Annotated in this window: 29 protein-coding genes; 21 read left to right on the top strand and 8 right to left on the bottom strand. The window is 61.1% G+C overall.

Annotation, left to right across the window (positions count from 1 at the left end; all coding sequences use genetic code 11):
• Positions 1-11: 11 nt before the first annotated feature.
• The 8 genes from CLU80_RS21810 (at position 12) to CLU80_RS21845 (ending at position 7,874) form a co-directional block, all read left to right on the top strand.
• A complete protein-coding gene (locus tag CLU80_RS21810) occupies positions 12-2,282 on the top strand; it encodes a chemotaxis protein CheA (protein WP_099758368.1) in 2,271 nt (756 codons plus the stop codon).
• Positions 2,283-2,331: 49 nt separating this feature from the next.
• Positions 2,332-3,468 (top strand): protein-glutamate methylesterase/protein-glutamine glutaminase, encoded by a 1,137-nt coding sequence (locus tag CLU80_RS21815; protein WP_095050191.1) that lies wholly within the window; start codon positions 2,332-2,334, stop codon positions 3,466-3,468.
• Entirely contained in the window at positions 3,468-4,208 is a 741-nt protein-coding gene (locus tag CLU80_RS21820) for a flagellar motor protein (protein ID WP_003222929.1), read from the top strand. Before CLU80_RS21815 ends, CLU80_RS21820 begins: the two co-directional genes overlap by 1 nt.
• 12 nt (positions 4,209-4,220) lie before the next feature.
• On the top strand, positions 4,221-5,111 hold the full coding sequence (motD, locus tag CLU80_RS21825) for a flagellar motor protein MotD (protein ID WP_093439795.1): 891 nt from the start codon (positions 4,221-4,223) through the stop codon (positions 5,109-5,111).
• A 43-nt stretch (positions 5,112-5,154) separates the two neighbouring features.
• On the top strand, positions 5,155-5,943 hold the full coding sequence (locus CLU80_RS21830; RefSeq protein WP_008077691.1) for a ParA family protein: 789 nt from the start codon (positions 5,155-5,157) through the stop codon (positions 5,941-5,943).
• Between the two features lie 2 nt (positions 5,944-5,945).
• Positions 5,946-6,905, top strand: coding sequence for a CheW domain-containing protein (locus tag CLU80_RS21835; RefSeq protein WP_099758369.1), 960 nt, complete (start codon positions 5,946-5,948; stop codon positions 6,903-6,905).
• Positions 6,906-6,995: 90 nt separating this feature from the next.
• Positions 6,996-7,481, top strand: a complete 486-nt coding sequence (locus tag CLU80_RS21840) for a chemotaxis protein CheW (protein WP_095050193.1) — start codon at positions 6,996-6,998, stop codon at positions 7,479-7,481.
• Complete coding sequence (locus tag CLU80_RS21845) at positions 7,482-7,874, top strand: DUF2802 domain-containing protein (RefSeq protein WP_093439804.1); 393 nt, start codon at positions 7,482-7,484, stop codon at positions 7,872-7,874.
• Positions 7,875-7,986: 112 nt separating this feature from the next.
• On the opposite strand, the gene CLU80_RS21850 is transcribed toward CLU80_RS21845, so the two are convergent.
• Positions 7,987-8,316, bottom strand: coding sequence for an EscU/YscU/HrcU family type III secretion system export apparatus switch protein (locus tag CLU80_RS21850; RefSeq protein WP_016987484.1), 330 nt, complete (start codon positions 8,314-8,316; stop codon positions 7,987-7,989).
• Entirely contained in the window at positions 8,313-9,887 is a 1,575-nt protein-coding gene (fliK, locus tag CLU80_RS21855; RefSeq protein ID WP_099758370.1) for a flagellar hook-length control protein FliK, read from the bottom strand. Before fliK ends, CLU80_RS21850 begins: the two co-directional genes overlap by 4 nt.
• Positions 9,888-10,084: 197 nt before the next feature.
• On the opposite strand from fliK, the gene ccmA reads away from it, so the two are divergent.
• The 12 genes from ccmA (at position 10,085) to CLU80_RS21915 (ending at position 18,289) form a co-directional block, all read left to right on the top strand.
• Positions 10,085-10,720, top strand: a complete 636-nt coding sequence (gene ccmA, locus CLU80_RS21860) for a cytochrome c biogenesis heme-transporting ATPase CcmA (RefSeq protein WP_099758371.1) — start codon at positions 10,085-10,087, stop codon at positions 10,718-10,720.
• The gene (gene ccmB, locus CLU80_RS21865) at positions 10,717-11,385 is read left to right on the top strand and encodes a heme exporter protein CcmB (RefSeq protein WP_007919970.1); all 669 of its coding nucleotides are present in this window, start codon (positions 10,717-10,719) and stop codon (positions 11,383-11,385) included. Before ccmA ends, ccmB begins: the two co-directional genes overlap by 4 nt.
• Positions 11,386-11,463: 78 nt before the next feature.
• Entirely contained in the window at positions 11,464-12,219 is a 756-nt protein-coding gene (locus CLU80_RS21870) for a heme ABC transporter permease (RefSeq protein WP_099758372.1), read from the top strand.
• Positions 12,216-12,392, top strand: coding sequence for a heme exporter protein CcmD (ccmD, locus tag CLU80_RS21875; protein WP_003222944.1), 177 nt, complete (start codon positions 12,216-12,218; stop codon positions 12,390-12,392). Before CLU80_RS21870 ends, ccmD begins: the two co-directional genes overlap by 4 nt.
• Positions 12,389-12,844: a cytochrome c maturation protein CcmE gene (gene ccmE / locus CLU80_RS21880; RefSeq protein WP_053118425.1), complete on the top strand. Its 456-nt coding sequence runs from the start codon at positions 12,389-12,391 to the stop codon at positions 12,842-12,844. The genes ccmD and ccmE overlap by 4 nt, the downstream gene beginning before the upstream one ends.
• A 3-nt stretch (positions 12,845-12,847) precedes the next feature.
• A complete protein-coding gene (locus tag CLU80_RS21885; RefSeq protein ID WP_093439827.1) occupies positions 12,848-14,836 on the top strand; it encodes a heme lyase CcmF/NrfE family subunit in 1,989 nt (662 codons plus the stop codon).
• Entirely contained in the window at positions 14,833-15,369 is a 537-nt protein-coding gene (locus CLU80_RS21890; RefSeq protein WP_099758373.1) for a DsbE family thiol:disulfide interchange protein, read from the top strand. Before CLU80_RS21885 ends, CLU80_RS21890 begins: the two co-directional genes overlap by 4 nt.
• Positions 15,366-15,836, top strand: coding sequence for a cytochrome c-type biogenesis protein (locus CLU80_RS21895; protein ID WP_099758374.1), 471 nt, complete (start codon positions 15,366-15,368; stop codon positions 15,834-15,836). The genes CLU80_RS21890 and CLU80_RS21895 overlap by 4 nt, the downstream gene beginning before the upstream one ends.
• Complete coding sequence (ccmI, locus tag CLU80_RS21900) at positions 15,833-17,035, top strand: c-type cytochrome biogenesis protein CcmI (protein WP_099758375.1); 1,203 nt, start codon at positions 15,833-15,835, stop codon at positions 17,033-17,035. The genes CLU80_RS21895 and ccmI overlap by 4 nt, the downstream gene beginning before the upstream one ends.
• Positions 17,036-17,060: 25 nt before the next feature.
• Positions 17,061-17,465, top strand: coding sequence for a hypothetical protein (locus CLU80_RS21905; protein ID WP_099758376.1), 405 nt, complete (start codon positions 17,061-17,063; stop codon positions 17,463-17,465).
• Positions 17,466-17,672: 207 nt separating this feature from the next.
• A complete protein-coding gene (locus CLU80_RS21910) occupies positions 17,673-17,885 on the top strand; it encodes a type II toxin-antitoxin system HicA family toxin (protein ID WP_099758377.1) in 213 nt (70 codons plus the stop codon).
• On the top strand, positions 17,885-18,289 hold the full coding sequence (locus tag CLU80_RS21915) for a type II toxin-antitoxin system HicB family antitoxin (RefSeq protein ID WP_099758378.1): 405 nt from the start codon (positions 17,885-17,887) through the stop codon (positions 18,287-18,289). Before CLU80_RS21910 ends, CLU80_RS21915 begins: the two co-directional genes overlap by 1 nt.
• A gap of 69 nt (positions 18,290-18,358) precedes the next feature.
• Here CLU80_RS21915 and CLU80_RS21920 read toward each other — a convergent pair whose 3' ends face one another.
• Positions 18,359-19,546: an MFS transporter gene (locus CLU80_RS21920; protein ID WP_099758379.1), complete on the bottom strand. Its 1,188-nt coding sequence runs from the start codon at positions 19,544-19,546 to the stop codon at positions 18,359-18,361.
• Positions 19,547-19,787: 241 nt separating this feature from the next.
• Here CLU80_RS21920 and CLU80_RS21925 point away from each other — a divergent pair, with 241 nt between their 5' ends.
• Positions 19,788-20,399: a DUF5666 domain-containing protein gene (locus CLU80_RS21925; RefSeq protein WP_099758380.1), complete on the top strand. Its 612-nt coding sequence runs from the start codon at positions 19,788-19,790 to the stop codon at positions 20,397-20,399.
• A 239-nt stretch (positions 20,400-20,638) separates the two neighbouring features.
• Here CLU80_RS21925 and CLU80_RS21930 read toward each other — a convergent pair whose 3' ends face one another.
• From CLU80_RS21930 to CLU80_RS21950, 5 genes are all read right to left on the bottom strand, one after another.
• Positions 20,639-21,637, bottom strand: coding sequence for a sulfate ABC transporter substrate-binding protein (locus CLU80_RS21930; RefSeq protein ID WP_099758381.1), 999 nt, complete (start codon positions 21,635-21,637; stop codon positions 20,639-20,641).
• A 104-nt stretch (positions 21,638-21,741) separates the two neighbouring features.
• A complete protein-coding gene (locus tag CLU80_RS21935) occupies positions 21,742-22,566 on the bottom strand; it encodes an ion transporter (RefSeq protein ID WP_099758382.1) in 825 nt (274 codons plus the stop codon).
• Between the two features lie 21 nt (positions 22,567-22,587).
• On the bottom strand, positions 22,588-23,502 hold the full coding sequence (locus CLU80_RS21940; RefSeq protein WP_099758383.1) for an urea transporter: 915 nt from the start codon (positions 23,500-23,502) through the stop codon (positions 22,588-22,590).
• 137 nt (positions 23,503-23,639) lie between these two features.
• Positions 23,640-25,055: a pyruvate kinase gene (gene pyk, locus CLU80_RS21945; RefSeq protein WP_099758384.1), complete on the bottom strand. Its 1,416-nt coding sequence runs from the start codon at positions 25,053-25,055 to the stop codon at positions 23,640-23,642.
• Positions 25,052-26,326 carry a glycerate kinase type-2 family protein gene (locus CLU80_RS21950; RefSeq protein ID WP_099758385.1) on the bottom strand — a complete coding sequence of 425 codons (1,275 nt, stop codon included), beginning with the start codon at positions 26,324-26,326 and terminating at the stop codon, positions 25,052-25,054. The genes pyk and CLU80_RS21950 overlap by 4 nt, the downstream gene beginning before the upstream one ends.
• Between the last annotated feature and the right edge of the window lie 123 nt (positions 26,327-26,449).

A 26,449-nucleotide genomic window follows, 5' to 3' on the forward strand; every position in this document is an offset into this window, starting at 1 on the left:
GCACCCCATTAATGAGCTTCGGCGCCGATGAAGAGATCCTTCAGGATTTCCTGGTTGAGGCCGGCGAGATTCTTGAGCAACTGTCCGAACAACTGGTCGAGCTGGAAAGCCGCCCGGATGACGCAGATCTGCTCAACGCAATTTTTCGCGGTTTCCACACTGTAAAAGGGGGCGCCGGCTTCCTTCAGCTCAACGAGCTGGTGGAGTGCTGTCACATCGCCGAAAACGTGTTCGACATCCTGCGCAAGGGTGAGCGTCGCGTTGATGCAGAACTGATGGACGTTGTCCTCGAAGCACTGGACGCGGTGAACAGCATGTTCAGCGAAGTCCGTGAGCGTGCACCGATCACCGCTGCCACCCCGGAACTGCTGGCCGCCCTGGCGCGTCTGGCCGAACCGCAATCGGCGGATGCCGCCCCGGCATCGCCGGTAGCCGAGATGATCGAAGAACTGGTCGTCGAAGGCGACGCGTCGGGCGACATCACCGATAACGAATTTGAACAACTGCTGGACTCGCTGAACGCCGTCAAGGCTGAAGCCGAAGCCCCGGCCGCTGTTGCACCTGCGCAAACGGCCGCTGAAGCCGCGAGCGATGAAATCACCGATGCCGAGTTCGAGTCGTTGCTCGATCAACTGCACGGCAAGGGCCAGTTCGCGGTGGACGCGGTTGCGCCAGCGGCGGCGGCCCCAGCGGCACCGGCCAAGGGTGATAGCTCTGACATCACCGACGACGAATTCGAAGCCCTGCTTGATCAGTTGCATGGCAAGGGCAACTTTGCCGTGGATGCGCTGGAGTCGGCGATTGCCTCGGCACCGGCGCCGGCTGCTCCCGTGGCCGCCGCGGCTGGCAGCGATCTGATCAGCGATCACGAGTTCGAATCGCTGCTCGACGAATTGCATGGCAAAGGCAAGTTCTCCGAAGTCGGCACCGCCGCTGCTGGCAGTGCTTCGACCGTCGCCACACCTGCCGCCAAGGCACCGGCCGCTGCTGCAGCGCCGAAGCCTGCCGCCAAGCCTGAGCCAAAAGCCGAAGCGCCAAAACCGGCTGCCGCTGCTGCACCGGCTCCGGCCCGTGCGCCGGCGACACCGCCACCGGAAAAACCGGCTAGCGAAGCCGAGACCACCGTGCGGGTTGACACCGCGCGTCTCGACGAAATCATGAACATGGTCGGCGAGTTGGTGCTGGTGCGTAACCGTCTGGTGCGCCTGGGCCTCAACAGCGGCGACGAAGCCATGTCCAAGGCCGTGTCGAACCTCGACGTGGTCACGGCTGACTTGCAGACCGCGGTGATGAAGACGCGGATGCAGCCGATCAAGAAGGTCTTCGGGCGCTTCCCGCGTCTGGTTCGCGACCTCGCGCGTCAGCTCAAGAAAGAGATCAACCTGGAACTGGTGGGCGAAGAAACCGACCTCGACAAAAACCTTGTCGAGGCCCTGGCCGACCCGCTGGTCCACTTGGTGCGCAACGCGGTCGACCACGGCATCGAGTCGCCGGAAGAGCGCGAGGCATCGGGCAAGGCCCGTGGCGGTCGTGTTGTTCTGGCCGCCGAGCAGGAAGGCGACCACATCCTGTTGTCGATTTCCGATGACGGCAAAGGCATGGACCCGAACGTCCTGCGCGCCATCGCGGTAAAGCGCGGCGTGATGGACAAGGACGCAGCCGATCGCCTGAGCGATACCGAGTGCTACAACCTGATCTTCGCCCCGGGTTTCTCGACCAAGACCGAGATCTCCGACGTGTCCGGCCGCGGTGTCGGCATGGACGTGGTGAAGACCAAGATTTCCCAGCTCAACGGTTCGATCAACATTTACTCGACCAAGGGCCAGGGCTCGAAGATCGTCATCAAGGTACCGCTGACCCTCGCGATCATGCCAACCCTGATGGTCATGCTCGGCAATCAGGCGTTTGCGTTCCCGCTGGTCAACGTCAACGAAATCTTCCACCTCGACCTGTCGACCACCAACGTCGTCGACGGTCAGGAAGTGGTGATCGTGCGGGACAAGGCGCTGCCGTTGTTCTACCTCAAGCGCTGGCTGGTCAGCTCTGCCGCTCACGAAGAGCAGCGTGAAGGCCACGTGGTGATCCTTTCGGTGGGCACTCAGCGGATCGGCTTCGTCGTCGATCAACTGGTCGGTCAGGAAGAAGTGGTCATCAAGCCATTGGGCAAAATGCTGCAGGGCACTCCGGGCATGTCCGGCGCCACCATCACCGGTGACGGCCGCATCGCGCTGATTCTCGATGTTCCAAGCATGCTCAAGCGTTACGCCGCACGGCGTATTTGAATCCGGGGCGGCGGGGCGACAACGTCCCGCTGCACCTAATGGAGTGTTTATGGCAGTCAAAGTCCTGGTGGTGGACGATTCGGGTTTTTTCCGCCGCCGCGTCTCGGAAATTCTTTCTGCGGATCCGAGCATTCAGGTGGTCGGCACTGCAACCAACGGTAAAGAGGCGATTGATCAGGCGCTGGCGCTCAAGCCGGACGTGATCACCATGGACTACGAGATGCCGATGATGGACGGCATCACGGCGGTGCGGCACATCATGCAGCGCTGCCCGACCCCGGTGTTGATGTTCTCCTCGCTGACGCACGAAGGCGCCCGGGTCACCCTGGATGCGCTGGACGCCGGCGCGGTGGATTTCCTGCCGAAGAATTTCGAAGACATCTCCCGCAATCCGGAGAAGGTCAAGCAACTGCTGTGCGAGAAGGTGCATAGCATCTCGCGCAGTAATCGTCGTTTCAGTGCCTACAGCGCGCCTGCGCCGGTTGCTGCACCAGCGCCGACGCCTGCTCCGGCAGCATCGAGCTTCAGCAGCCACAGCACCAGTGCACCAACGCGTCCGGCTCCAGCTCCAGCGCCGACTCGCGCTCCAGCCGCCAGCGCCTCGTCGCCAGCGCCGAAACGCAAAGCCTACAAACTGGTTGCCATCGGGACCTCGACTGGCGGCCCGGTTGCGCTGCAACGCGTGCTGACTCAGTTGCCGGCGAATTTCCCGGCGCCGATCGTGCTGATCCAGCACATGCCGGCAGCGTTCACCAAGGCCTTCGCCGAACGTCTCGACAAGCTCTGCCGTATCAGCGTCAAGGAAGCCGAGGATGGCGACATCCTGCGTCCGGGCCTGGCGTTGCTCGCTCCGGGTGGCAAGCAAATGATGATCGACGGCCGTGGCGCGGTGAAAATCCTCCCGGGCGACGAGCGTCTGAACTACAAGCCGTGTGTGGACATCACCTTTGGTTCGGCGGCGAAATCCTACGGTGACAAAGTTCTGGCGGTGGTGTTGACCGGCATGGGCGCCGACGGCCGTGAAGGCGCGCGTCTGCTCAAGCAGGGCGGCAGCGCGGTGTGGGCACAGGATGAGGCAAGCTGCGTGATCTACGGCATGCCGATGGCCATCGTTAAAGCCGACCTCGCCGACGCGGTGTACAGCCTCGACGACATCGGCAAGCACATTGTCGAGGCGTGTCTCTGATGGATGTTTTAAGCCTTATCGGGATCATCATGGCGTTCGTCGCCATCATCGGTGGTAACTACCTTGAAGGTGGTCACCTCGGTGCGCTGGCCAACGGCCCGGCGGCATTGATCGTACTGGGCGGCACCATCGGTGCCGCACTGCTGCAATCGCCGATGAGCGCGTTCAAACGCGCCATGCAGATTCTGGCGTGGATCCTGTTTCCACCACGGGTCGATCTGGCCGGTGGTATCGATCGCGTCGTCAACTGGAGCCTCACCGCGCGCAAGGAAGGCCTGCTGGGCCTGGAAGGCGTGGCCGATGCCGAACCTGACAACTACTCGCGCAAAGGCCTGCAACTGCTGGTCGATGGCGCCGAGCCGGAAGCGATCCGCAGCATCCTCGAAGTGGACTTCTACACCCAGGAAGCCCGCGACATCGAAGCGGCGAAAGTCTTTGAAAGCATGGGCGGCTACGCGCCAACCATCGGCATCATCGGTGCGGTGATGGGCCTGATCCACGTGATGGGCAACCTCGCCGATCCGACGCAATTGGGCAGCGGCATTGCCGTGGCCTTCGTCGCGACCATTTACGGCGTGGCCAGTGCCAACCTGGTGTTGCTGCCAGTGGCGGCCAAGCTGAAGTCAATCGCGTTGCGGCAGTCGCGTTATCGCGAAATGTTGCTGGAAGGGATCTTGTCGATCGCCGAAGGTGAAAACCCTCGCTCCATTGAGTTGAAGCTGCAAGGCTTCATGGATTAAGGGAATAACCTCATGGCACGTCGTCGCCACCAGGAAGAGCATGTAAACCACGAACGCTGGCTGGTTTCCTACGCTGACTTCATCACGCTGCTGTTCGCGTTCTTCGTGGTCATGTACTCGATTTCGTCGATCAACGAAGGCAAGTACAAAGTCATTTCCGAAGCGCTGATCGGCGTCTTCACCGACTCCGACCGCTCGCTCAAACCGATCCCGATTGGCGATGAACGACCGAAGACCGTGACCCCGGCCAAGCCGCTGGTCAAGGACGCTGAGCAGGTTGACGCCGGTATTGCCGGTGCCAGCGATCCGCTGAAAAGCATCGCCGATGACATCAGCGCCGCGTTCGGCGATTTGATCAGCTCCAATCAGATGACCGTGCGCGGCAACGAGTTGTGGGTCGAGATCGAGCTCAACTCCAGCCTGTTGTTCGGCAGCGGCGACGCCATGCCGAGTGACATCGCCTTCAACATCATCGACAAGGTTGCAGCGATTCTGAAACCGTTCGATAACCCGATCCATGTCGAAGGTTTCACCGACGATCAACCGATCCGCACCGCGCAGTACCCGACCAACTGGGAGCTGTCCTCGGCGCGCTCGGCGAGCATCGTGCGCATGCTGGCAATGCAGGGTGTCAACCCTGGTCGCCTGGCATCAGTGGGTTACGGTGAGTTCCAGCCGGTGGCCAACAACGCCACCGCTGAAGGCCGCGCGAAGAACCGTCGCGTCGTGCTGGTGGTGTCGCGAAACCTCGATGTACGCCGCAGCCTGACCGGCACTGGAACCGCCCATGCGCAACCGGATGCTGCGTTGAAGCGTGCTGGCACACAAACTGCACCGACCCCGGTCAAGACGCCGGGACGCGAGAGTGCCGTCAATTCTCCGTCACCCGCATTAACACGCTGAGCTATGTCTCGGTCGAGCATATCGGCCGGGAGGAACGAACCGAATGAGAGTCTGGGCAGTCGCCAATCAAAAGGGTGGTGTCGGTAAAACCACATCTTCCATCGCTTTAGCCGGATTGCTGGCGGAGGCGGGCAAGCGCGTGGTTGTGGTCGATCTCGACCCGCACGGCTCGATGACCAGCTATTTCGGCTATGACCCCGACAGCCTGGAACACAGCAATTACGACCTGTTTCTGCACAAGGGCAGCGTGCCGCAAGGCCTGCCGGGGCAGTTGCTGTTGTCGACCAGCGACGAACGCATTTCCCTGCTGCCATCGAGCACTGCACTCGCCACCCTGGAGCGTCAGTCGCCAGGGCAGAGTGGTCTCGGTCTGGTGATCGCCAAGAGTCTGGCGCAACTGTGGCAGGATTTTGATTACGCGGTGATCGACAGCCCGCCGTTGCTCGGCGTGCTGATGGTCAACGCCCTCGCGGCGAGCCAGCAACTGGTGATTCCGGTGCAGACCGAACATCTGGCCGTCAAAGGTCTGGAGCGCATGGTCAACACCTTGGCGATGATCAACCGCTCGCGCAAACAGGCGCTGCCGTTCAGCATCGTGCCGACCCTGTTCGACCGCCGTACCCAGGCCTCGATGCATACCTTGCGCGTGCTGCGCGACAAATTCCCCGACGAGATCTGGCAGGGTTACATTCCGGTCGATACCCGTCTGCGCGACGCCAGCCGGGCCGGTGTCACGCCTTCGCAATTCGACGGCAAGAGCCGTGGCGTGCTGGCGTATCGCGCACTGCTCAAGCATCTGTTGGCGCAACAACTTGTTCCGCAGGTGGCGTGAGCATGAATCGCCCGGTCAAACTCACATCGCGTCCGCAATTGGCGTTGCAGTCTTATCTGGATAATTTGCTGCTGGAAATTCCTGAGGAGCTGCCGCCGGTCATTGAGGCGCAGCCTGAAGTCGTCGAAAGCACCGAAATGCTGGACGAATTCCAGGCCGCAGTGCTGGAAGAGCAGGCGCGTGACGCACAGAAAGCGACCAGGCCTGCTGCGCCGGTTGTCGCGCCTGCCGCCGCACCGGTCGCCAAGGCACCGGTTGCATTGATTGAAGAAGCCGAGCCGGTTCGCGCACCGGTCTCGACACTGGCACCGCTGCTGCAAACCCAATTGCTGAAAACCGCGCCGGAACCGGCAGTGGTCGAACCGGCCCCAGCTCCGGTTGCACCCGCGCCCGTCGAACAGACGCTGGTCCCGCCGCTGGTGGAGGTACATCTGCCGCCGAGCAATACGCCGCCACCGGTGGAAACCGATGGTCGCCCGGCCTGGGCCTCGGAAGCGTTCGAATGCCTGCTGTTCGACGTCGCCGGCCTGACGCTGGCCGTGCCGCTGGTGTGCCTCGGCTCGATCTACTCGCTGGCCGGCCACGAGCTGACGCCGCTGTTCGGTCAGCCGGAATGGTTCCTCGGCATCCTGCCGAGCCAGGCCGGTAATTTGAAAGTGTTGGACACCGCGCGCTGGGTCATGCCGGATCGCTACCGCGATGACTTCCGTCAGGGCCTGCAGTACGTGATTTCGGTACAAGGTTACGAGTGGGGGCTGGCGGTGCATCAGGTCAGCCGCTCGTTGCGTCTGGACCCGAATGAAATCAAATGGAGAAGTCACCGGGGTCAGCGGCCATGGCTCGCCGGCACCGTGATTGAGCACATGTGTGCATTGCTTGACGTTTCCGCACTGGCCGAGTTGATCGCCAGCGGTGGGGCAAAGCACCTCGGCGGCCACAAGCCGCTACATAAACCGACATAGCAGCCGACATAACAATCAGGCGACGGCATTGTTGAATGCCGCCACACAGAACACACACCGCTCAGAGCGGTTTTTTCGAGGGGTCAGGGTATGAGTAGTCAGGCGACGAATGCAAAAGGTTCTGAAGATCCGATCCTGCAATGGGTGACCTTCAAACTGGACAACGAGACTTACGGCATCAACGTGATGCGCGTTCAGGAAGTGCTGCGCTACACCGAGATCGCTCCGGTGCCGGGCGCGCCAAGCTACGTGCTGGGCATCATCAACCTGCGCGGTAACGTGGTCACCGTGATCGACACCCGTCAGCGCTTCGGCCTGAGCACCGGCGAGATCAGCGACAACACCCGTATCGTCATCATCGAAGCCGACAAGCAAGTCGTCGGCATCATGGTCGACAGCGTGGCCGAAGTGGTTTACCTGCGTCAGTCGGAAATCGAGACGGCGCCGAACGTTGGCAACGAAGAGTCGGCCAAGTTCATCCAGGGCGTGTGCAACAAGAACAACGAGTTGCTGATCCTGGTCGAGCTGGACAAGATGATGAGCGAAGAAGAATGGTCGGAACTGGAGAGCATCTGATTGATTCTCGAGGTCGCGGTCATTGTCCTGTTCCTCTTCTGGGCAGGCACACTGGCAATGTTTGTGTCGTACATCAAGGCGCAGCGGGTGATCGCTGCGCAACAGGCTCAGGGCGATGCGTTGCGTGACCAGCGCATCAAAGACCTGGCCAAGCGTGTCGACGACTACCAGAACGGCAACGTGCGCATGGGCGACGCCCTGCACGAGTTGCGCGCGGTGGTGAATCCGTTGCCGGACAAGATTGTCGCGCTTGAACAACGCGACCCGTCGAGCCTGTCATTCGCCCAAGCGGCGAAACTGGTGGGCATGGGCGCAAGCGTCGATGAACTGACTCAGTCCTGCGGGTTGACCCAGGCTGAGGCGGAGTTGATGCGCAAACTTCACAAAAACTGATTTTTGCGCTCAAGCTGATTGCCTATTCGCGAGCAAGCTCGCTCCCACATTAGATCGGTGTACGCCGAACCAATGTGGGAGCGAGCTTGCTCGCGAAGGCGTCTTCGAAGTCTCAGTAATCATCCCCGCGATCGGTGACGTCTTTCTCGACCATCGGCGCATTCGGGTCCTGCCCCTCGGGGAATTTGCCCTTCAGATTCCACGCAAACGCGATGATCTCGGCGATGGTGCGGTACAACTCTTCGGGAATGCTGTCGCCCAGCTCCATTCGCGCCAACAACCGCACCAGTTCAGCGTTCTCGTAAATCGGCACTTCACAGTCGCGAGCAATGCGCAGGATTTCTTCGGCCAGTTCGTCATCACCTTTGGCGGTGAGGGTTGGCGCGTGGTTGCCGTCGTATTTGAGGGCGATGGCCTGGCGTGGGGCAGTGGAATCGTTCATGCGGTTTCGTCGACCCAGCGATGTTCAAGACGGGTTTGGTTGCCTTGCGGCGGGGTGCCATGGTGGCAGTCGATGTCGCCGACGTTCAGCCCGCGATCGAGCAGGCGCTGGCGCAGGGCAAACAGGTTGTTTTCGATGAGTTCGGCGGTGTACGGCCGTTCGGCCCACAGTTGGCTGGACAGGCTGCCGGCGATCAACTGCGCCTGAATTTGCATCGGCCCGAGCGGCTCCATGTCGAACGCCAGATCGACGCGCCACAGTTGTTGCTTGGGCTCGCGCTCGTCGCGGCGTTCGTTGGGTTGCGGTTCTCGCTCCGGCGCTTCTTCACGCTGAAACTTGACCTGCAACGGCACGATGTCCTGCAGATTGCGCATGGGAATTTCCAGTTGCCAGGTGCTGAGCAGGCGCCCATCGTCGGTGACGCCGGTCTGCTCCAGGCTCGACAGCTGATGGCTTTGCAGGCGCGAAACAGCGGCAGCAGCGAGGCGCAACAACTGTTCCAGATCGCCTTCGCCGTCCAGGCTTTGCAGCAAACGCTCGGGCAGTGGGAAGCTGCTTGGCACCGGTTTCGCGCTGACCTGACCGAGCATGCCGAGCGCATTACGCACGAAACTCGGCAGCGCTTGCGCCAGGGTGTTGGCGGCGATGATTGCGTTGAAACTGGTGCTGCTCGGCAAACCCGGGGTCAGTTGTGCGATCAGCTTGAGCAGATCGGCTTTCATGTCCGGTGCCAGCGTCGGGTTCTGCCCGGTCAGCAGTTTGCCTTCGAGGAACACGCCGCTGTTGGCCAGGGCAAGGGCCACGCCTTTGGCGGTGCTCAGTTGTTGCACGTCCGGGAGGCTGGCAAGGAGCTTGTCGACCAACGCGCGTAGATCCGCAGAGGTTTGGTCGGTGGCGGGTGGCAGGTTTTGCAGCGCGTTCAACAACCCGCTCAGCGACGCCTGACGACTTTGCTGGCCGAGCAGTTGCTGACTCACGGCCAGTTGTTCCTGACGGCTGCTCATTGGCAGGAATTTCAGGGATTGTGCGTCTTCGACCAACGCCGACAGCAAAGTGCCGATGCGCAGCGGCTGCGGGCTGTCGATGGTCAGTGTGCTGCCGCTCTGCGCGGTGTTGAGCAAACTGACCAAGGAGCGGAACACCGCTGCCTGCCCCGGCGTCTGCGGCAGCGCCTGCGAGGTCAGCACCTTGCCTTGCAGCAGGGTGCCGACCGGCAATTGTGCGGTGTCGATGCGGGTGAGGGCGGCGACGCTGCTGGCAATGGCTTGTTGCACAGTAATCGCCAGATTGCCCGCCGAGGGCTGAGTGATCGCCAGACTGGTGCCTTGGGGTAGCGGCAGATTGCTGGTCGCTTGCACGGTGGTCTGGCGTCCGCCGTCGACGGTCACCTTGAGCAATAGCTGAAAAGTCTGATCCGCCTGCTTGAGCGATAACACCTCGGCCTTGGCGCTTTGCCCGGCGCCGATCAGGCCTTCGACCGGGGTCAGCAGCTTGAGCAGCTCACCGACCTGCGGGCGAACGGTCGCCGGGGTGGTGGGCGGGAGCGGGAGGATGTTTATTTCGCCTGTCATACGCGGACACAACCTGAGGAAAATGCACTCTTGAGAGTAAGGCACGACATGTATAATGCCGCCCGTCTTGCGCTTCGAATAAAAAACATAGCAATTGTTTGACCCAGCTCTCTAGATCGAGCCGTCAATGCATCTATGCTGCATCTCTTTAACGGCCGCGCCAGAGCCGACTTGAACCGTATAAGGCCCGTGATCCCTTGACCAGTCCTGTCCTGCAAACCGTTGCCCTCGCGTGTGAACGTGATCTGCGGCTGCTCTTCGAAAATCTCGAATTGAGACTCGCCAGTGGCGATATGGTGCAGATCAGCGGTCCCAACGGCAGCGGCAAGACCAGCCTGTTGCGTCTGCTTTCAGGGCTGATGCAGCCGACCGCCGGGCACGTCCTGCTCAATGGCCAGCCGCTGACCGAACAACGCAGCGAACTCGCACGCAATCTGCTGTGGATCGGCCACGCCGCCGGGATCAAGGATTTGCTGACCCCTGAAGAAAACCTCTCCTGGCTCTGCGCCCTGCATCATCCCGCCGAACGCGACGCCATCTGGCAAGCCTTGGCAGCCGTAGGATTGCGCGGTTTCGAAGATGTTCCCTGCCACAGTCTGTCCGCCGGTCAGCAACGCCGCGTGGCGTTGGCTCGTTTGTATCTGGACAGCCCGCCGCTGTGGATTCTCGATGAGCCGTTTACCGCACTGGACAAGCAGGGCGTGGCGCAGCTCGAAGAGCATCTGGCCGGGCACTGCGAACGCGGTGGTCTGGTGGTGTTGACCACGCACCATACGCTGAGCCGGATGCCGGCCGGTTATCGCGACATCGATCTGGGGAACTGGGCAGTATGAGTGTGTTCGGCCTGCTGGTTGCCCGTGAATCCCGACTGCTGTTTCGCCGCCCGGCGGAGCTGGCCAATCCGCTGATTTTCTTCGCCATCGTCATCGCGTTGTTCCCGCTGGCCGTCGGCCCGGAAACTCAAGTGTTGCAAAACCTGTCCCCCGGGTTAGTCTGGGTGGCGGCGCTGTTGTCGGTCCTGCTCTCGCTGGACGGGCTGTTCCGCAGTGATTTCGAAGACGGCTCCCTGGAACAGTGGGTCCTTTCGTCGCACCCGTTGCCACTTCTGGTCTTGGCCAAGGTGCTGGCACACTGGCTTTTCTCCGGTCTGGCGCTGGTTCTGCTCTCACCGCTGCTGGCGTTGATGCTCGGTTTGCCTGCCGCCTGTCTGCCGGTTTTGCTGCTTTCGTTGTTGCTGGGAACACCAGTGCTGAGCTTGCTCGGCGCGGTGGGCGCGGCACTGACGGTCGGTTTGAAGCGTGGCGGCCTGTTGCTGGCGCTGCTGATTCTGCCGTTGTACATCCCGGTGTTGATCCTCGGCAGTGGCGCTTTGCAGGCAGCCCTCCAAGGCATGCCGGCGACCGGGTATCTGCTGTGGCTGGGTAGCCTGACCGCCCTGGCGATCACCCTGACACCGTTTGCAATAGCTGCTGGCCTGAAGATCAGCGTCGGCGAATAATGAGGTCTGGTTAAAATTTAACCAGCAAAGACCCTGAGACTGCTCACACCGATGAGCGGCACCCGTGATGGAAACAGTATGAACTGGACCTGGTTTCACAAGCTCGGCTCGCCCAAGTGGTTCTACGGCATCAGCAGCAAGTTCTTGCCATGGCTGAGCATTGCAGCGTTGCTGTTGATTGGCATCGGCGTCGTTTGGGGCCTGGCCTTCGCGCCGCCGGATTATCAGCAAGGCAACAGCTTTCGCATCATCTACATTCACGTACCTGCTGCGATGCTCGCTCAGTCGATCTACGTGATGCTGGCGGTGTGCGGCGTGGTCGGGCTGGTGTGGAAGATGAAACTGGCCGACGTCGCCCTGCAATGCGCCGCACCGATCGGCGCGTGGATGACCGCCGTGGCGCTGGTCACCGGGGCGATCTGGGGCAAACCGACCTGGGGTTCGTGGTGGGTCTGGGACGCGCGCCTGACCTCGATGCTGATTCTGCTGTTCCTGTATTTCGGCGTGATCGCGCTGGGCAATGCCATCAGCAACCGCGACAGCGCCGCCAAGGCCTGCGCGGTGCTGGCCATCGTCGGCGTGATCAACATCCCGATCATCAAATACTCGGTGGAGTGGTGGAACACCCTGCACCAGGGCGCGACCTTCACCCTCACCGAAAAACCGGCGATGCCCGCGGAAATGTGGCTGCCACTGCTGCTGACGGTGCTGGGTTTCTACTGCTTCTTCGGCGCCGTGCTGTTGCTGCGCATGCGTCTTGAAGTGCTTAAGCGTGAGGCCCGCGCCAGTTGGGTGAAAGAAGAAGTGCAGCACAGTCTGGAGGCCGCTCGATGAGTTTTGCTTCATTCGGCGACTTCCTCGCCATGGGCCATCATGGCCTGTATGTCTGGTCGGCCTACGGCATCTGTCTGGCGGTGCTGATCCTCAACGTGGTGGCGCCGATCGCGGCCCGCAAGCGTTATCTGCAACAAGAGGCGCGTCGTCTGCGCCGGGAGAACGGCAAGTGAATCCGCTGCGCAAGAAACGTCTGATCATCATTCTGGCCATTCTGGTCGGGGTCGGCGCTGCCGTCGGCCTGGCGCTCAGCGCCCTGCAGCAGAACATCAATCTGTTCTACACGCCGACCCAGATTGCCAACGGCGAAGCACCGCAAGACACGCGCATCCGCGCTGGCGGCATGGTCGAGAAGGGTTCGCTGCAACGCTCGCCGGATTCGCTCGACGTCAAATTCGTCGTCACCGACTTCAACAAATCCGTGACCATCACCTATCGCGGCATCCTCCCGGATCTGTTCCGCGAAGGGCAGGGCATCGTCGCCCTCGGCAAGATCAACGCCGACGGCGTGGTGGTGGCCGATGAAGTGCTGGCCAAGCACGACGAGAAGTACATGCCGCCGGAAGTGACCAAAGCCTTGAAAGACAGTGGTCAATCGGCACCAACGCCTGCGAAGGAGGGTTGATCGATGACCTCGGCAATTTTTATTCCTGAGCTCGGCCATCTGGCGATGATTCTGGCGCTGTGTTTTGCGCTGGTGCAGGCCGTGGTGCCATTGGTCGGTGCCTGGCGCGGCGACCGTTTCTGGATGAGCCTGGCCCAGCCAGCCGCGTGGGGGCAGTTTGCCTTTCTGCTGTTCGCGTTCGGCATTCTGACCTACGCGTTCATGACCGATGACTTCTCCGTCGCCTACGTGGCAAACAACTCCAATACCGCGTTGCCGTGGTATTACAAATTCAGCGCCGTGTGGGGCGCCCACGAAGGTTCATTGCTGTTGTGGGCGTTGATCCTCGGCGGCTGGACCTTCGCGGTGTCGGTGTTCTCGCGGCAGTTGCCGCAAGTCATGCTCGCTCGTGTACTGGCGGTGATGGGCATGATCAGCACCGGTTTCCTGCTGTTTCTGATCCTCACGTCCAACCCGTTCAAACGCATCCTGCCGCAAATGCCCAGCAATGGCGCCGACTTGAATCCGTTGTTGCAAGACATCGGCCTGATCGTTCACCCGCCAATGTTGTACATGGGCTACGTCGGCTTTTCGGTGGCGTTCGCCTTCGCCATCGCCGCGTTGATGGGCGGTCGCCTTGATGCCGCGTGGGCACGTTGGTCGCGCCCGTGGACCATCGTCGCCTGGGCCTTCCTCGGCATCGGCATCACCCTCGGTTCGTGGTGGGCGTATTACGAACTCGGCTGGGGCGGCTGGTGGTTCTGGGACCCGGTGGAAAACGCATCCTTCATGCCTTGGCTGGTTGGCACCGCGCTGATTCACTCGCTGGCGGTCACGGAAAAACGTGGCGTGTTCAAGAGCTGGACGGTGTTGCTGGCGATTGCCGCGTTCTCGCTGAGCCTGCTTGGCACGTTCCTCGTACGTTCCGGCGTGCTGACCTCGGTGCATGCGTTTGCCTCTGACCCGGAGCGCGGCGTGTTCATCCTGATCTTCCTGCTGTTTGTGGTCGGCGGCTCGCTGACGTTGTTCGCCCTGCGCGCACCAGTGGTGAAGAGTCAGGTCGGGTTCAACCTGTGGTCGCGGGAAACCCTGCTGCTGGGCAACAACCTGGTGCTGGTCGTCGCCGCGTCGATGATCTTGCTCGGCACGCTGTACCCGCTGATTCTCGATGCCCTGAGCGGCGCCAAGATGTCGGTTGGCCCGCCGTACTTCAACGCGCTGTTCATCCCGTTGATGGGATTGCTGATGGTGGTGATGGCGATCGGCGTGATCGTGCGCTGGAAAGACACGCCGGTGAAATGGCTGGCCGGCATGCTCACGCCGGTATTGCTCGGCAGCGTCGCGCTGGCCGTGGTGGCTGGTGTCGCTTACGGCGATTTCAACTGGGCAGTGATCGCGACCTTCCTGCTCGCCGCGTGGGTGTTGCTCGCCGGTGCGCGCGACATTGTCGACAAGACTCGCCACAAAGGTTTGATCAAAGGTCTGCCGACGCTGACTCGCAGCTATTGGGGCATGCAGATCGCGCACCTGGGCATCGCCGTGTGCGCGCTGGGCGTGGTGTTGTCGAGCCAGAACAGTGCCGAGCGCGATCTGCGTCTGGCGCCGGGCGAGTCGATGGACCTGGCCGGTTATCACTTCATCTTTGAAGGCGCCAAGCACTTCGAAGGGCCGAACTTCACCTCTGACAAAGGCACCATTCGGGTGATCCGCGACGGCAAGGAAGTCAGCGTGCTGCACCCGGAAAAACGCCTGTATACCGTGCAGAGTTCGATGATGACCGAAGCCGGGATCGACGCTGGTTTCACTCGCGACCTCTACGTTGCCCTCGGCGAGCCGCTGGACAACGGTGCATGGGCGGTGCGCGTGCACGTCAAGCCGTTTGTGCGCTGGATCTGGTTCGGCGGTTTGCTCACAGGTTTGGGTGGTTTGCTGGCGGCGCTGGATCGACGTTATCGGGTCAAGGTGAAAGCCAAGGTGCGTGAAGCACTGGGCATGACGGGAGCGGCTGCATGAGACGTTGGTTGATGCTGGTGCCACTGGCGATTTTCCTGCTGGTGGCGGTATTTCTTTATCGCGGTCTGTACCTTGATCCGGCGGAGCTGCCGTCGGCGATGATCAACAAGCCGTTCCCGGAGTTTTCGTTGCCGGCGGTGCAGGGCGACAAGACCCTGACCAAGGCTGACATTCTCGGCAAACCGGCGCTGGTCAATGTTTGGGGCACCTGGTGCATTTCCTGCCGGGTCGAGCATCCGGTGCTGAACAAACTCGCCGAGCGCGGTGTGGTGATCTACGGCATCAACTACAAGGACACCAACGCCGATGCCTTGAAGTGGCTGGCCGAATTCCACAATCCGTATGCGCTGGATATCCGTGATGATGAAGGCTCGCTGGGTCTGAACCTCGGCGTGTACGGCGCACCGGAAACCTTCTTCATCGACGCCAAGGGCATCATCCGCGATAAATACGTTGGCGTGATCGACGAGCAGGTCTGGCGGGAAAAACTCGCCGCCAAGTATCAGGCGCTGGTCGATGAGGCCAAGCCATGAAGCGCTTTCTGGCTGCCGTGGTTTTTGGCTTGAGTCTGGCCGGCGTCGCCCATGCCGCGATCGATACATACGAGTTCGCCAAGGAAGCTGATCGCGAGCGTTTCCGCGAACTGACCAAGGAACTGCGCTGCCCCAAGTGCCAGAACCAGGACATCGCCGACTCCAACGCGCCGATTGCCGCGGACTTGCGCAAAGAGATTTTCCGCATGCTCGGCGAGGGCAAGGACAACCAGCAGATCATCGACTTCATGGTCGATCGCTACGGTGATTTCGTCCGCTACAAACCGGCATTGAATGCCAAGACCGCACTGCTGTGGTTCGGCCCGGCCGGTCTGCTGCTCGGTGGTTTCGTGGTGATCGCGGTCATCGTCCGCCGTCGTCGCGGACAACGCGCCGACACCCCGCAATCGCTGTCCTCCGAAGAGCGTCAGCGCCTCGATCAACTGTTGGATAAAAACCAAGAATGATTGATTTCTGGCTTGCCGCAGGGCTGTTGCTTCTGGTCGCCCTGAGTTTTCTGCTGATCCCGGTGCTGCGTGAGCGTCGCGCCCAGCGTGAAGAGGATCGGACTGCTCTGAACGTGGCGCTGTATCAGGAGCGCGTCGCCGAGTTGCAGTCGCAACAGGCTGAAGGTGTACTCGACGCGGCACAAATGGACAGCGGCCGCGCCGAGGCGGCGCGTGAGTTGCTGGCGGATACCGAAGGCGTTGCCGCACCGCGTGTGTCGAAGCTGGGTAAACCGTTGCCGTTGTTGGCGGCTGTGTTGGTGCCGGTGTTGGGCCTAGGTCTGTATCTGCATTTCGGCGCTGCCGACAAAGTCGAACTGACCCGCGAATTCGCCCAGGCGCCGCAGTCGATGGAAGAGATGACCCAGCGTCTGGAACGTGCCGTCGCGGCGCAGCCGGACTCCGCTGAAGGCCTGTATTTCCTCGGTCGTACCTACATGGCGCAAGAGCGTCCGGCGGACGCGGCAAAGATGTTTGAACGTGCCGCCAACCTTGCCGGGCGTCAGCCGGAACTGCTCGGCCAGTGGGCGCAGGCGCAGTATTTTGCTGATGGCAAAAAGTGGTCGGCGAAGATTCAGGCCCTGACCGACGAAGCGCTGAAGGCTGATCCGAAAGAAGTCACCAGCCTTGGTCTGCTCGGTATCGCCGCGTTCGAAGGCGAGCGTTATCAGGAAGCCATCGACTACTGGACCCGCTTGCTGGCGCAATTGCCGCCGGAAGACAATTCCCGCGCGGCGCTGCAAGGCGGGATCAAACGTGCCGCCGAACGTCTGGAAGCCAGCGGTGGCAAGCTTGCTCAGGCGCCCGTAGCCGCGAAAGCCGCGCTGTTGAAAGTCAGCGTCGATCTTTCCAGCGAACTCAGAAGTAAAGTGCAACCGGGCGACAGTGTGTTCATCTTTGCCCGCGCGACTTCCGGCCCGCCGGCACCACTGGCCGCCAAGCGTCTAACCGTGGCCGATCTACCGGTGACCGTCGAACTGGGCGATGCCGACGCAATGATGCCGCAGTTGAAACTGTCGAACTTCCCTGAAGTCCAACTGGTTGCGCGCATCTCCCGCGCCGGCCAACCGACTGCCGGCGAGTGGGTCGGTCGCAGCGGCCCTCTGGCCAGCAGCACCACTGCGCTACAAAAACTGACCATCGACAGCCCGGACCAATAGCCGGACACAACAGGAAAGCACCGCCATGCACACCATCGCCCGAATCACAGTCCTCACACTGGCCCTGGGCTTGAGTGCATGTGCGGTGCAACGCCCGGAACCGACCACCAGCCTGCCGCCGATCCCGCCTTCGCAACCGAGTCCGACCCCGTCGACCTCGCCAGCCCCAGGCAAAAGCATCCCGGCAAAACCGGCCAAACCCGTCCCGCGCACCTCGGCCAGCTTCGCACCGCCACCGGGCGGCAACAGCCACTGGGACCAGAAACTCGGCGTCTACGTGCTCGACGACCAGACCAACACTTTCTACCGCCAGCGCACCTACTACCGCTGGAACAACGGCTGGAGCCGCTCCGTCAGCCCCAATGGCCCGTGGGAAGACACCAACATCCACGGCGTGCCCCCGGGGTTGGGCAAGCAGTTTGGGCAGTAAATGAAAACGGCGATCTTTGGATCGCCGTTTTGCTGTGTGCCTGTTGGGTTCGCACAGAAATTGCTCAAGGAAGTGCTGCGTAAAGCTCAGGATCTAGCGTTTCAATCACACTATGTAAAACAACCGGACGTCGCTCTGTGGATTTTCGTGCTTGAGTAAAGGTAACTCTAGGGTTACTTTTAATGGGCCGGGACAAGGAGGCGATTGGTGCAAAGCAGGTTATTGATCAAGGAGCTGGAGGAGGCGGGTTGGACGCTGGACCGGATTACCGGCAGTCATCACATTTTCAGGCACCGTTACAACCCTTACACGATTCCCGTTCCTCATCCGAAAAAGGATTTCCCGTTGGGGACAGTCAAAAGCATCAGGAGACGTGCCGGGTTGTACAACCCGCCAGCCAGTTTCGAAGGAGATCCATAATGCAATATCCAATCTGTATCGAGTGGGGAGACGAGAACACTGCCATCGGTATTCAGATCCCCGATATTCCCGGCGCCGTTACAGCGGGGGATAGCTTTGAAGATGCCTACAACGCGGCGGTTGAAGTCGCCCACATCATGCTGCAGGAGATTGCGGCGGACGGGGAGTCGATTCCTATGCCGACTTCGGCATCCGCTCATCGCAGTAATCCGGACTTTGCCGACATGGGTTGGGGCATGCTCGAGCTGGACATTTCGCCCTATCTCGGCAAGACCGAAAAGGTCAACGTGACGTTGCCTGGCTATGTAATTCAGCGCATCGATCGTTATGTGCGCGAACACAACGTCAAAAGCCGTTCCTCCTTTCTGGCGGATGCGGCGATGGAGAAACTGGTTCGTTACTAAGCTTCATCGCTCCCTCAGGCTAAATGAATAACCCGTGGGAGCGAGCCTGCTCGCGAAGCTTTTGCGACCTTACGCCGTTGCCAATGAACTGCGCTGCGAAGCACTCAAAAACCGCAACAACGCCAACAGCGGGAACGCACTTCCCACAATCACGATCCACAACCAGCCGCCATGCTCGTACACCGCACTGGCCACCGACGAGCCGAAGGCGCCGCCGATGAAGATGCTGGTCATGTACAGCGCGTTCAGACGACCGCGGCTTTTGGCGTCCAGCGAGTAGACCGCGCGCTGGCCGAGGACCATGTTCATCTGCACGCAGAAGTCGAGCACCACGCCGGTCACGGCCAGGCCGATGACGCTGTAGGCCGGATGAATGAACGCCGGCAGGAAGCTCAGGCTGGCAAATATCATCGCCAGCAGCGAAGCGATGCGGGTGTGGCCAGCGTCGGCCAAGCGTCCGCTGATCGGCGCGGCGATGGCACCGATGGCGCCGACCAGGGCGAAGATCGCGATTTCGCTTTGCGACAAGCCATGGTTGCGCGCCAGTTCCAGCGGCACGGAGGTCCAGAACAGGCTGAAGGTGGCGAACATGCAGCCCTGATAAAACGCCCGCTGACGCAATACCGGTTGTTGGCGCAGCAGGGTCCACAGCGAACCGATCAACTGGCCATACGTGGCGCTATGATCGGGCTGGCGCTTGGGCACGGTCAACGCCAGTACCACGCTGATTGCCGCCATCAATGCGGCGGCAATCATGAACATCGCCCGCCAACCCAAATGGTCGGCGACTACGCTCGACACCGGTCGTGCCAGCAGGATACCCAGCAACAAGCCGCCCATGATCCCGCCGACCACCCGGCCACGGGATTCTTCCGGTGCCAGATGCGCGGCCAACGGAATCAAAATCTGCACCGACACCGAACTGAAGCCCACCAGCAACGAGATCAGCAGGAACACGTTCGGCTGATCGGTAAACGCCGCCGCCAACAGGCTGGCAATCGCCACTACCGTGGTGATGATCATCAATCGGCGGTTTTCCAGCAGATCGCCCAGCGGCACCAGAAAGAACAGGCCCAGCGCATAGCCAATCTGCGTCAGCGAGACGATGAAACTGGCCATGGTGTCGGAGAGGCCGATGTCCGGCGCGATCAGGCCGATGATCGGCTGCGCGTAGTAAATGTTGGCAACGATGGCGCCGCAGCAGAAGGCGAACAGCAGCACCATGCCTCGGGTCATTGCGTGAGTGGTGGTGGTCATAAGGTTTCTCGATCCAGCGAAAGAATGCGCTAAGGCTATGGGGCAAACCGGATGGGCAGAAGACGCCTTCGGTTGATATCAGTTATTCCGTTGCGCAATGACGGGGTGCTAGCAGCGTGTCATCCATCGGCGGACCTTGCGTCCGACCGTTGCGGGTCGATGATACATTCACTTACATCCTGTTCGATAGCGTGCTTATGTTTGTATTGGCTTGTTCAACATTCATGACCGGAGGATTGCAATGAAGCTTCGTCTTATCGCAACGATTGTCCTGACTAGCCTGCTCGGCGCGATGAGCGCACAGGCCGCCGACGCACCGGGGATGCGCCTCGGTGTGCGCGGCGAGATCACCGGGGTCAGCGCCGACAGCCTCAAAGTCCACGTCAACAGCGGTGAGAACGTGGTGATCCAGTTGACGGGTGACACTAAAGTTCGCGCGGTCACCCTGGCCAATATCGAGGACATCAAACCCGGCAGTTACATTGGTTCGGCGGCGATGCCTCAAGAGGATGGCACGCTCAAGGCACTGGAGGTGCATGTGTTTCCGCCGGAACTGGCGGGCAGCGGCGACGGCCATCGGCCGTTTGATCTGGCCAAGGGCAGCAGCATGACCAATGGCAGCGTCGGCGACCTGGTGGTGAGCAACGGGCGGGTGCTGACGGTTAACTACAAGGGCGGGCAGCAGAAGATTCTGGTGCCGGAGGATGTGCCGATCGTCAATCTGGTGCCCGGGGATCGGAGTTTGCTGAAGGTGGGGGTGAAGATTGTTACGTTCGTCACGCAGGGTGCGGATGGCACGCTGACGGCGCAATCTATTTCTGCGGGGAAGGATGGGGTGACGCCGCCGATGTAGAAGCCCCTCACCCTAGCCCTCTCCCGGAGGGAGAGGGGACCGATTGGGGGATGCTGAAGGAATACGCCGACCTGAAACTGCGATGCCGAATCCATAATCGATAAGGTTTCTCAGGTCGATGTAACTCGCCAGACACCTCGGTCGGCCCCCTCTCCCACCGGGAGAGGGCTGGGGTGAGGGTAAAGCGTCCACAAAAAAGGCGACCTCTGAGAGTCGCCTTTTTCATCACGGCTTAAACCTTACTGCCCACTATAAATCTGATCGAAAACCCCACCATCATTGAAGTGCGTCTTCTGCACCGTACGCCAGTCACCAAAGGTCTTCTCCACCGAAAGGAAATCAACTTTCGGGAAGCGATCGGTGTACTTCGCCAGCACCACCGGGTCACGTGGACGCAGGTAGTTTGCCGCAGCAATCTCCTGGCCTTCCGGCGACCACAGGTACTTCAGGTACTCATCCGCCGCCGCACGCGAGCCTTTCTTGTCGACCACTTTGTCGACCACCGACACCGGCGGCTCAGCCTCAGCCGAAACACTCGGGTAGATCACTTCAAACTGATCACGACCAAACTCGCGGGCAATCATTTCCGCTTCGTTTTCGAAGGTCACCAGCACGTCGCCGATCTGGTTGGTCATGAACGTGGTGGTCGCCGCACGGCCACCGGTGTCCAGCACCGGCGCCTGCTTGAACAGTTTGCCGACGAAGTCTTTGGCCTTGTTCTCGTCGCCACCGTTCTTCAGCACATAACCCCAGGCCGACAGGTAGGTGTAGCGGCCGTTACCCGAGGTTTTCGGGTTTGGCACGATCACTTGCACGCCGTCCTTGAGCAGATCCGGCCAGTCTTTCAGGGCTTTCGGGTTGCCTTTGCGGACGATGAACACCGTGGCCGAGGTGAACGGTGCGCTGTTGTTCGGCAGACGCGTGACCCAGTTTTCCGGGACCAGTTTGCCGTTGTCGGCGAGGGCGTTGATGTCGGTGGCCATGTTCATGGTGATGACGTCAGCCGGCAGGCCGTCGATCACCGAACGCGCTTGCTTGCTCGAGCCGCCGAAGGACATCTGCACGGTGATGTTTTCGTTGTGCTCGGCTTGCCAGTGTTTCTGGAACGCAGTGTTGTAGTCCTTGTAGAAATCGCGCATCACGTCGTAGGAAACGTTGAGCAGCGTCGGGGCTGCCTGAGCGATGTTGGCCAAGGCCAGGCCGGCGGCGAGAAGTGAGGCGCCAAAGAGTTTTTTCACTGCGCATTCCTTGTTTTATCGGTGTAGAAGCAGGGGGTGATGTTCAATTGCCACTGACTATAACGGCGCGCGCATAGTCGTTTAAAGATTAAAAAGCTCTTTGCTTATTCCAGTTTCTTGAACAGTGCATTGCCACATCGCGAGCAGAACGCGGCGCCGTGTTCATGGCTGTTTTTCTTGCACACCGGGCAGTCGTGTTGCAGCTGTTCGCCGCGCATGGCGTTGGCCAGTTCTGCGGTGAAAATCCCCGTCGGCACGGCGATGATCGAGTAACCGGTGATCATCACCAGCGACGAAATCACCTGGCCCAGCGGCGTCTTCGGCACGATGTCGCCGAAGCCCACGGTGGTCAGCGTGACGATCGCCCAATAGATGCCTTTGGGAATGCTGGTGAAGCCATGCTCCGGGCCTTCGATCACGTACATCAAGGTGCCGAACACCGTCACCAGCGTGCAGACGCTGACCAAAAACACGACGATTTTCTGCTTGCTGCCACGCAGCGCCGACATCAAGTAGTTGGCTTGCTTGAGGTACGGGCTGAGCTTGAGCACACGGAAAATCCGCAGCATCCGAATGATCCGGATAATCAGCAGGTACTGCGCATCGCTGTAATACAGAGCGAGGATGCCCGGCACGATCGCCAGCAAATCCACCAGCCCGTAAAAGCTGAAGGCGTAGCGCAACGGCTTCGGTGAGCAGTACAGGCGCAGGATGTACTCGCCGAGAAAGATGATCGTGAAGCCCCACTCGATGTAGGCCAGCACGGCCGCATAGTTCTGGTGAATGCTGTCGATACTGTCGAGCATCACGATCACCAGACTGGCGAGGATGATCAACAGCAGGATGCCGTCAAAGCGACGCCCGGCGAGGGTGTCACTCTGGAAAATCATCACGTAAAGCCGTTCGCGCCAACTGTTGCTGCTGTCCATGGATAACGCCTGAATCGAAGATCAGCGCAGCCTAGGTTGATTCTCCCTGTGAGCGCAAGGCGCACGCTCGACGACGGTTTTGCCGAGCATCTGAATCCCGGCGCGGATCAGCCAGCCGGCGAGGATGAACGGCGCGGTCAACGTGGCGAGCCCCACCGCTGCAAACAACGGTGTAACCAGCAACGCTAACACGATACCGACTAGCGGCAGCCACGGTTGTTGGCGTTGCGCGGAAAAGGCGAGGGCGGCGAGTACGGCGTTGTAGCTGCCGAGGCCTAACAGTGCAGCACTGGTTTCGTGGTGCAGCAGACTGGAGCCGAGGCCGATCGCCGACGCCAGCAGCGCCCAGCAGAATGCACGGCGATCAGCGATCAGCAAGCCGATGGCGATCAACGCGCCGGCCAGTGGATGACCAAGGAACATCACCTGGCCCAAACCACGCAGTTCGGCGGCGAGCAGGTTCAGCGGGTTCATCTCGATGTGCGTCATGGGCGCCGACGGTTCGGCGAACAACAGCAGGATCCAGCTCAGCGCCACGAACGGCGAGGTGTAGGCCGGAATCGAGCGGCTGCGGTACACATGTTTGAGCCATTGCTGCGTGGCCATCGCGCTCAGTCCGCCGGCTGCGAGAATCAGCGGCGGCAGCAGCGGCGACCATGGGAAATACAGGCTCAGCAGCAGGCCGAGCAGCACACCGTTGTAGCTGAACAGTCCAGCCTGGCGATCAGCCTTGGCGTAGTTGCGCCGTTGCGCGGTGAGCAAACCGGCGACGGCACCGAGCAGCGCACCGGCGAACAGCACCGGTGCTGTCAGCAGGATCGCCAACAGGCATAGCAAGCCGCACAGCGGATGGCGCTGAAGGAATATTTGACTGAAACCGTTGAGCAAAGCCTCGGCCCAGTCGGGGCAGTGGGTGTTGAAGTGATTGGCAGGCATGGCAGGTCATTCGATACTGATCGTTCCCACGCTCTGCGTGGGAATGCCTCAAAGGACGCTCTGCGTCTGCTCTTGGGACGCAGAGCGTCCCGGGCCGCATTCCCACGCAGAGTGTGGGAACGATCATGGTGGGGGGCTTAAATCAACGTTTCAATCCGCAGCGAGTTGGTCGACCCTGGCTGCCCGAACGGCACCCCCGCAGTGATCAGCAGCGTGTCGCCACGCTCGGCCATACCCTGCGCCTGGGCGATTTCCAGCGCGGTGGAGCAAACTTCATCGACCTGACGCAGGCGATCGTTGACCACCGAATGAATGCCCCACGCCACGCTCAAACGCCGTGCGGTCTGCAGGTTCGGCGTCAGGTTGAGGATCGGCGCTTTCGGCCGTTCCCGCGCTGCACGCAAACTCGACGCACCGGACTCGCTGTAGTTGACCAGCACCGCCACCGGCAGCACGTTGCTGATACGACGAATCGCGCAGCTGATCGCATCGGAAACGGTCGCTTCAGCTTTCGGCCGGCTGACGTCGAGCTGGGTCTGATAGTCCGGACCGTTTTCCACCTGGCGAATGATCTTGCTCATCATCTGCACCGCTTCGAGCGGGTATTCACCGGACGCGGTTTCCGCCGACAGCATCACCGCATCGGCGCCTTCGGCCACGGCGTTGGCAACGTCAGTCACTTCGGCGCGGGTCGGGGCAGGGGAGAAGCGCATCGACTCAAGCATCTGCGTCGCCACCACCACCGGTTTGCCGAGTTCGCGGCAGGTGGTGATGATGTTCTTCTGAATCTGCGGCACGCTTTCGGCCGGCACTTCGACGCCGAGGTCGCCACGCGCCACCATGATCGCGTCGCTCAGTTCAGCGATTTCGCGCAGTTGCTCAACGGCCGAAGGCTTCTCGATTTTCGCCATCAAAAAGGCTTTGTCGCCGATCAGCGCGCGGGCTTCGACGATGTCCTGCGGGCGTTGCACAAACGACAGCGCGACCCAGTCCACACCCAGTTCCAGACCGAAGCTCAAGTCACGACGATCCTTGGCAGTCAGTGGGCTGAGGTCGAGCACTGCTTGCGGCACGTTGACGCCTTTGCGATCCGACAACTCGCCGCCGTTGAGCACGGTGGTGTCGATCGCGTCAGCGTATTTGGTGACCACACGCAGACGCAGTTTGCCGTCGTCGAGCAGTAGATCCATGCCGGCTTCCAGCGCGGCAATGATCTCCGGATGCGGCAGATTCACTCGACGCTCATCGCCCGGTGTCGCGTCCAGATCCAGGCGGAACGCCTGACCGCGATGTAACTGCACCTTGCCGTCGGCGAACTTGCCGACGCGCAGTTTCGGTCCCTGCAAGTCCATCAGAATGCCCAGCGGATAGTTGAGCTGGCGCTCGACTTCGCGGATCCACTGATAGCGCTTGGCGTGGTCGGCGTGATCACCGTGGCTGAAGTTCAGGCGGAAGATGTTGACCCCGGCTTCGACCAGTTCACGGATGTCTTCGATGCCATCGACAGCAGGCCCGAGGGTGGCGAGGATTTTGACCTTTTTATCAGGCGTCATGATTTGCAGCTCTCAAGGATCAGAATGGCGCGGAAGTCGTTGACGTTGGTGCGGGTCGGCTCGGTGACGATCAACGCATCGAGCGCCGCGAAATAGCCGTAGCCGTTGTTGTTATCCAGCTCGTCGCTGGCGCTCAGGCCAAGACCGGCGGCGCGGGCGTAGCTGTCCGGGGTCATGATTGCGCCGGCGTTGTCTTCCGAGCCGTCGATGCCGTCGGTGTCACCGGCCAAGGCGTAAACCCCGGGCTGGCCTTTGAGGCTGTCGGTGAGGCTAAGGAGGAACTCGGCGTTGCGCCCGCCACGGCCATTGCCGCGCACGGTCACGGTGGTTTCGCCGCCGGAGAGAATCACGCACGGTGCCGCCAATGGCTGGCCGTGATGGATGATCTGGCGGGCGATGCCGGCGTGGACCTTTGCCACTTCGCGCGATTCGCCTTCGAGGTCGCCGAGGATCAGCGTGCTGAAACCGGCCTGACGGCATTTCACCGCCGCAGCGTCCAGCGATTGCTGAGGACGGGCGATCAACTGGAAGTGGCTGCGTGCCAGGCTTGGATCACCGGGTTTGACGGTTTCCGACTCAGGGCTTTGCAGCCAGGTGCGTACCGAAACCGGAATCTCGATGCCGTAGCGTTTGATGATCGCCAGCGCTTCGGCGGAGGTGCTTGGATCGGCCACGGTCGGGCCGGAAGCGATGACCGTGGCGAGGTCGCCCGGTACATCGGAAATCGCGTAGGTATAAACAGTGGCAGGCCAGCAGGCCTTGCCCAGACGCCCGCCCTTGATCGCCGAGAGGTGCTTGCGCACGCAGTTCATCTCGCCGATGGTTGCGCCGGATTTGAGCAGGGCTTTGTTGATCGACTGCTTGTCAGCGAGGGTGATACCTTCGGCCGGCAGCGCCAGCAGGGCAGAGCCACCACCGGAGAGCAGGAAGATCACGCGGTCGTCTTCGGTCAGGTTGCTGACCAGTTCCAGCACGCGTTTGGCCACGGCCAGACCGGCGGCGTCCGGTACCGGATGCGCGGCTTCGACCACTTCGATTTTTTCGCACGGGGCGCCGTGACCGTAACGGGTCACCACCAGGCCAGACACGTCACCTTCCCAGCAGCGCTCGACCACTTGTGCCATGGCAGCAGCGGCTTTGCCGGCACCGATGACGATCACCCGACCGCTGCGATCAGCAGGCAGATGGGCTTCGAGGACCTGGTTCGGATGGGCCGCGTCGATGGCTGTGGTAAACAGCTCGCGCAGCAGTTGTTGCGGATCGACCGACATGGCGGGCTCCCGGAATTCTTGTTATTCGAAAGGGCGGTAGAGATCCCTGTGGGAGCGAGCTTGCTCGCGAAAGCGGTGGATCAGTCAATATCCATGTCGACTGACACGCCCTCTTCGCGAGCA

The sequence above is a fragment of the Pseudomonas sp. 29 genome (assembly GCF_002754355.1).
GTDB lineage: Bacteria > Pseudomonadota > Gammaproteobacteria > Pseudomonadales > Pseudomonadaceae > Aquipseudomonas > Aquipseudomonas neuropathica.

Bases quoted from the DNA above. Each gene is read 5' to 3' on its own strand.
- ccmB (WP_007919970.1), top strand. From the start codon at position 10,717: ATGAGTGTGTTCGGCCTGCTGGTTGCCCGTGAATCCCGACTGCTGTTT.
- CLU80_RS21835 (WP_099758369.1), top strand. From the start codon at position 5,946: ATGAATCGCCCGGTCAAACTCACATCGCGTCCGCAATTGGCGTTGCAG.
- CLU80_RS21840 (WP_095050193.1), top strand. From the start codon at position 6,996: ATGAGTAGTCAGGCGACGAATGCAAAAGGTTCTGAAGATCCGATCCTG.
- CLU80_RS21925 (WP_099758380.1), top strand. From the start codon at position 19,788: ATGAAGCTTCGTCTTATCGCAACGATTGTCCTGACTAGCCTGCTCGGC.
- CLU80_RS21870 (WP_099758372.1), top strand. From the start codon at position 11,464: ATGAACTGGACCTGGTTTCACAAGCTCGGCTCGCCCAAGTGGTTCTAC.
- CLU80_RS21920 (WP_099758379.1), bottom strand. From the start codon at position 19,546: ATGACCACCACCACTCACGCAATGACCCGAGGCATGGTGCTGCTGTTC.
- motD (WP_093439795.1), top strand. From the start codon at position 4,221: ATGGCACGTCGTCGCCACCAGGAAGAGCATGTAAACCACGAACGCTGG.
- ccmI (WP_099758375.1), top strand. From the start codon at position 15,833: ATGATTGATTTCTGGCTTGCCGCAGGGCTGTTGCTTCTGGTCGCCCTG.
- CLU80_RS21820 (WP_003222929.1), top strand. From the start codon at position 3,468: ATGGATGTTTTAAGCCTTATCGGGATCATCATGGCGTTCGTCGCCATC.
- CLU80_RS21890 (WP_099758373.1), top strand. From the start codon at position 14,833: ATGAGACGTTGGTTGATGCTGGTGCCACTGGCGATTTTCCTGCTGGTG.
- CLU80_RS21810 (WP_099758368.1), top strand. From the start codon at position 12: ATGAGCTTCGGCGCCGATGAAGAGATCCTTCAGGATTTCCTGGTTGAG.
- CLU80_RS21850 (WP_016987484.1), bottom strand. From the start codon at position 8,316: ATGAACGATTCCACTGCCCCACGCCAGGCCATCGCCCTCAAATACGAC.
- CLU80_RS21885 (WP_093439827.1), top strand. From the start codon at position 12,848: ATGACCTCGGCAATTTTTATTCCTGAGCTCGGCCATCTGGCGATGATT.
- pyk (WP_099758384.1), bottom strand. From the start codon at position 25,055: ATGACGCCTGATAAAAAGGTCAAAATCCTCGCCACCCTCGGGCCTGCT.
- CLU80_RS21950 (WP_099758385.1), bottom strand. From the start codon at position 26,326: ATGTCGGTCGATCCGCAACAACTGCTGCGCGAGCTGTTTACCACAGCC.
- CLU80_RS21915 (WP_099758378.1), top strand. From the start codon at position 17,885: ATGCAATATCCAATCTGTATCGAGTGGGGAGACGAGAACACTGCCATC.
- CLU80_RS21830 (WP_008077691.1), top strand. From the start codon at position 5,155: ATGAGAGTCTGGGCAGTCGCCAATCAAAAGGGTGGTGTCGGTAAAACC.
- CLU80_RS21935 (WP_099758382.1), bottom strand. From the start codon at position 22,566: ATGGACAGCAGCAACAGTTGGCGCGAACGGCTTTACGTGATGATTTTC.
- ccmD (WP_003222944.1), top strand. From the start codon at position 12,216: ATGAGTTTTGCTTCATTCGGCGACTTCCTCGCCATGGGCCATCATGGC.
- CLU80_RS21895 (WP_099758374.1), top strand. From the start codon at position 15,366: ATGAAGCGCTTTCTGGCTGCCGTGGTTTTTGGCTTGAGTCTGGCCGGC.
- CLU80_RS21940 (WP_099758383.1), bottom strand. From the start codon at position 23,502: ATGCCTGCCAATCACTTCAACACCCACTGCCCCGACTGGGCCGAGGCT.
- fliK (WP_099758370.1), bottom strand. From the start codon at position 9,887: ATGACAGGCGAAATAAACATCCTCCCGCTCCCGCCCACCACCCCGGCG.
- CLU80_RS21905 (WP_099758376.1), top strand. From the start codon at position 17,061: ATGCACACCATCGCCCGAATCACAGTCCTCACACTGGCCCTGGGCTTG.
- CLU80_RS21815 (WP_095050191.1), top strand. From the start codon at position 2,332: ATGGCAGTCAAAGTCCTGGTGGTGGACGATTCGGGTTTTTTCCGCCGC.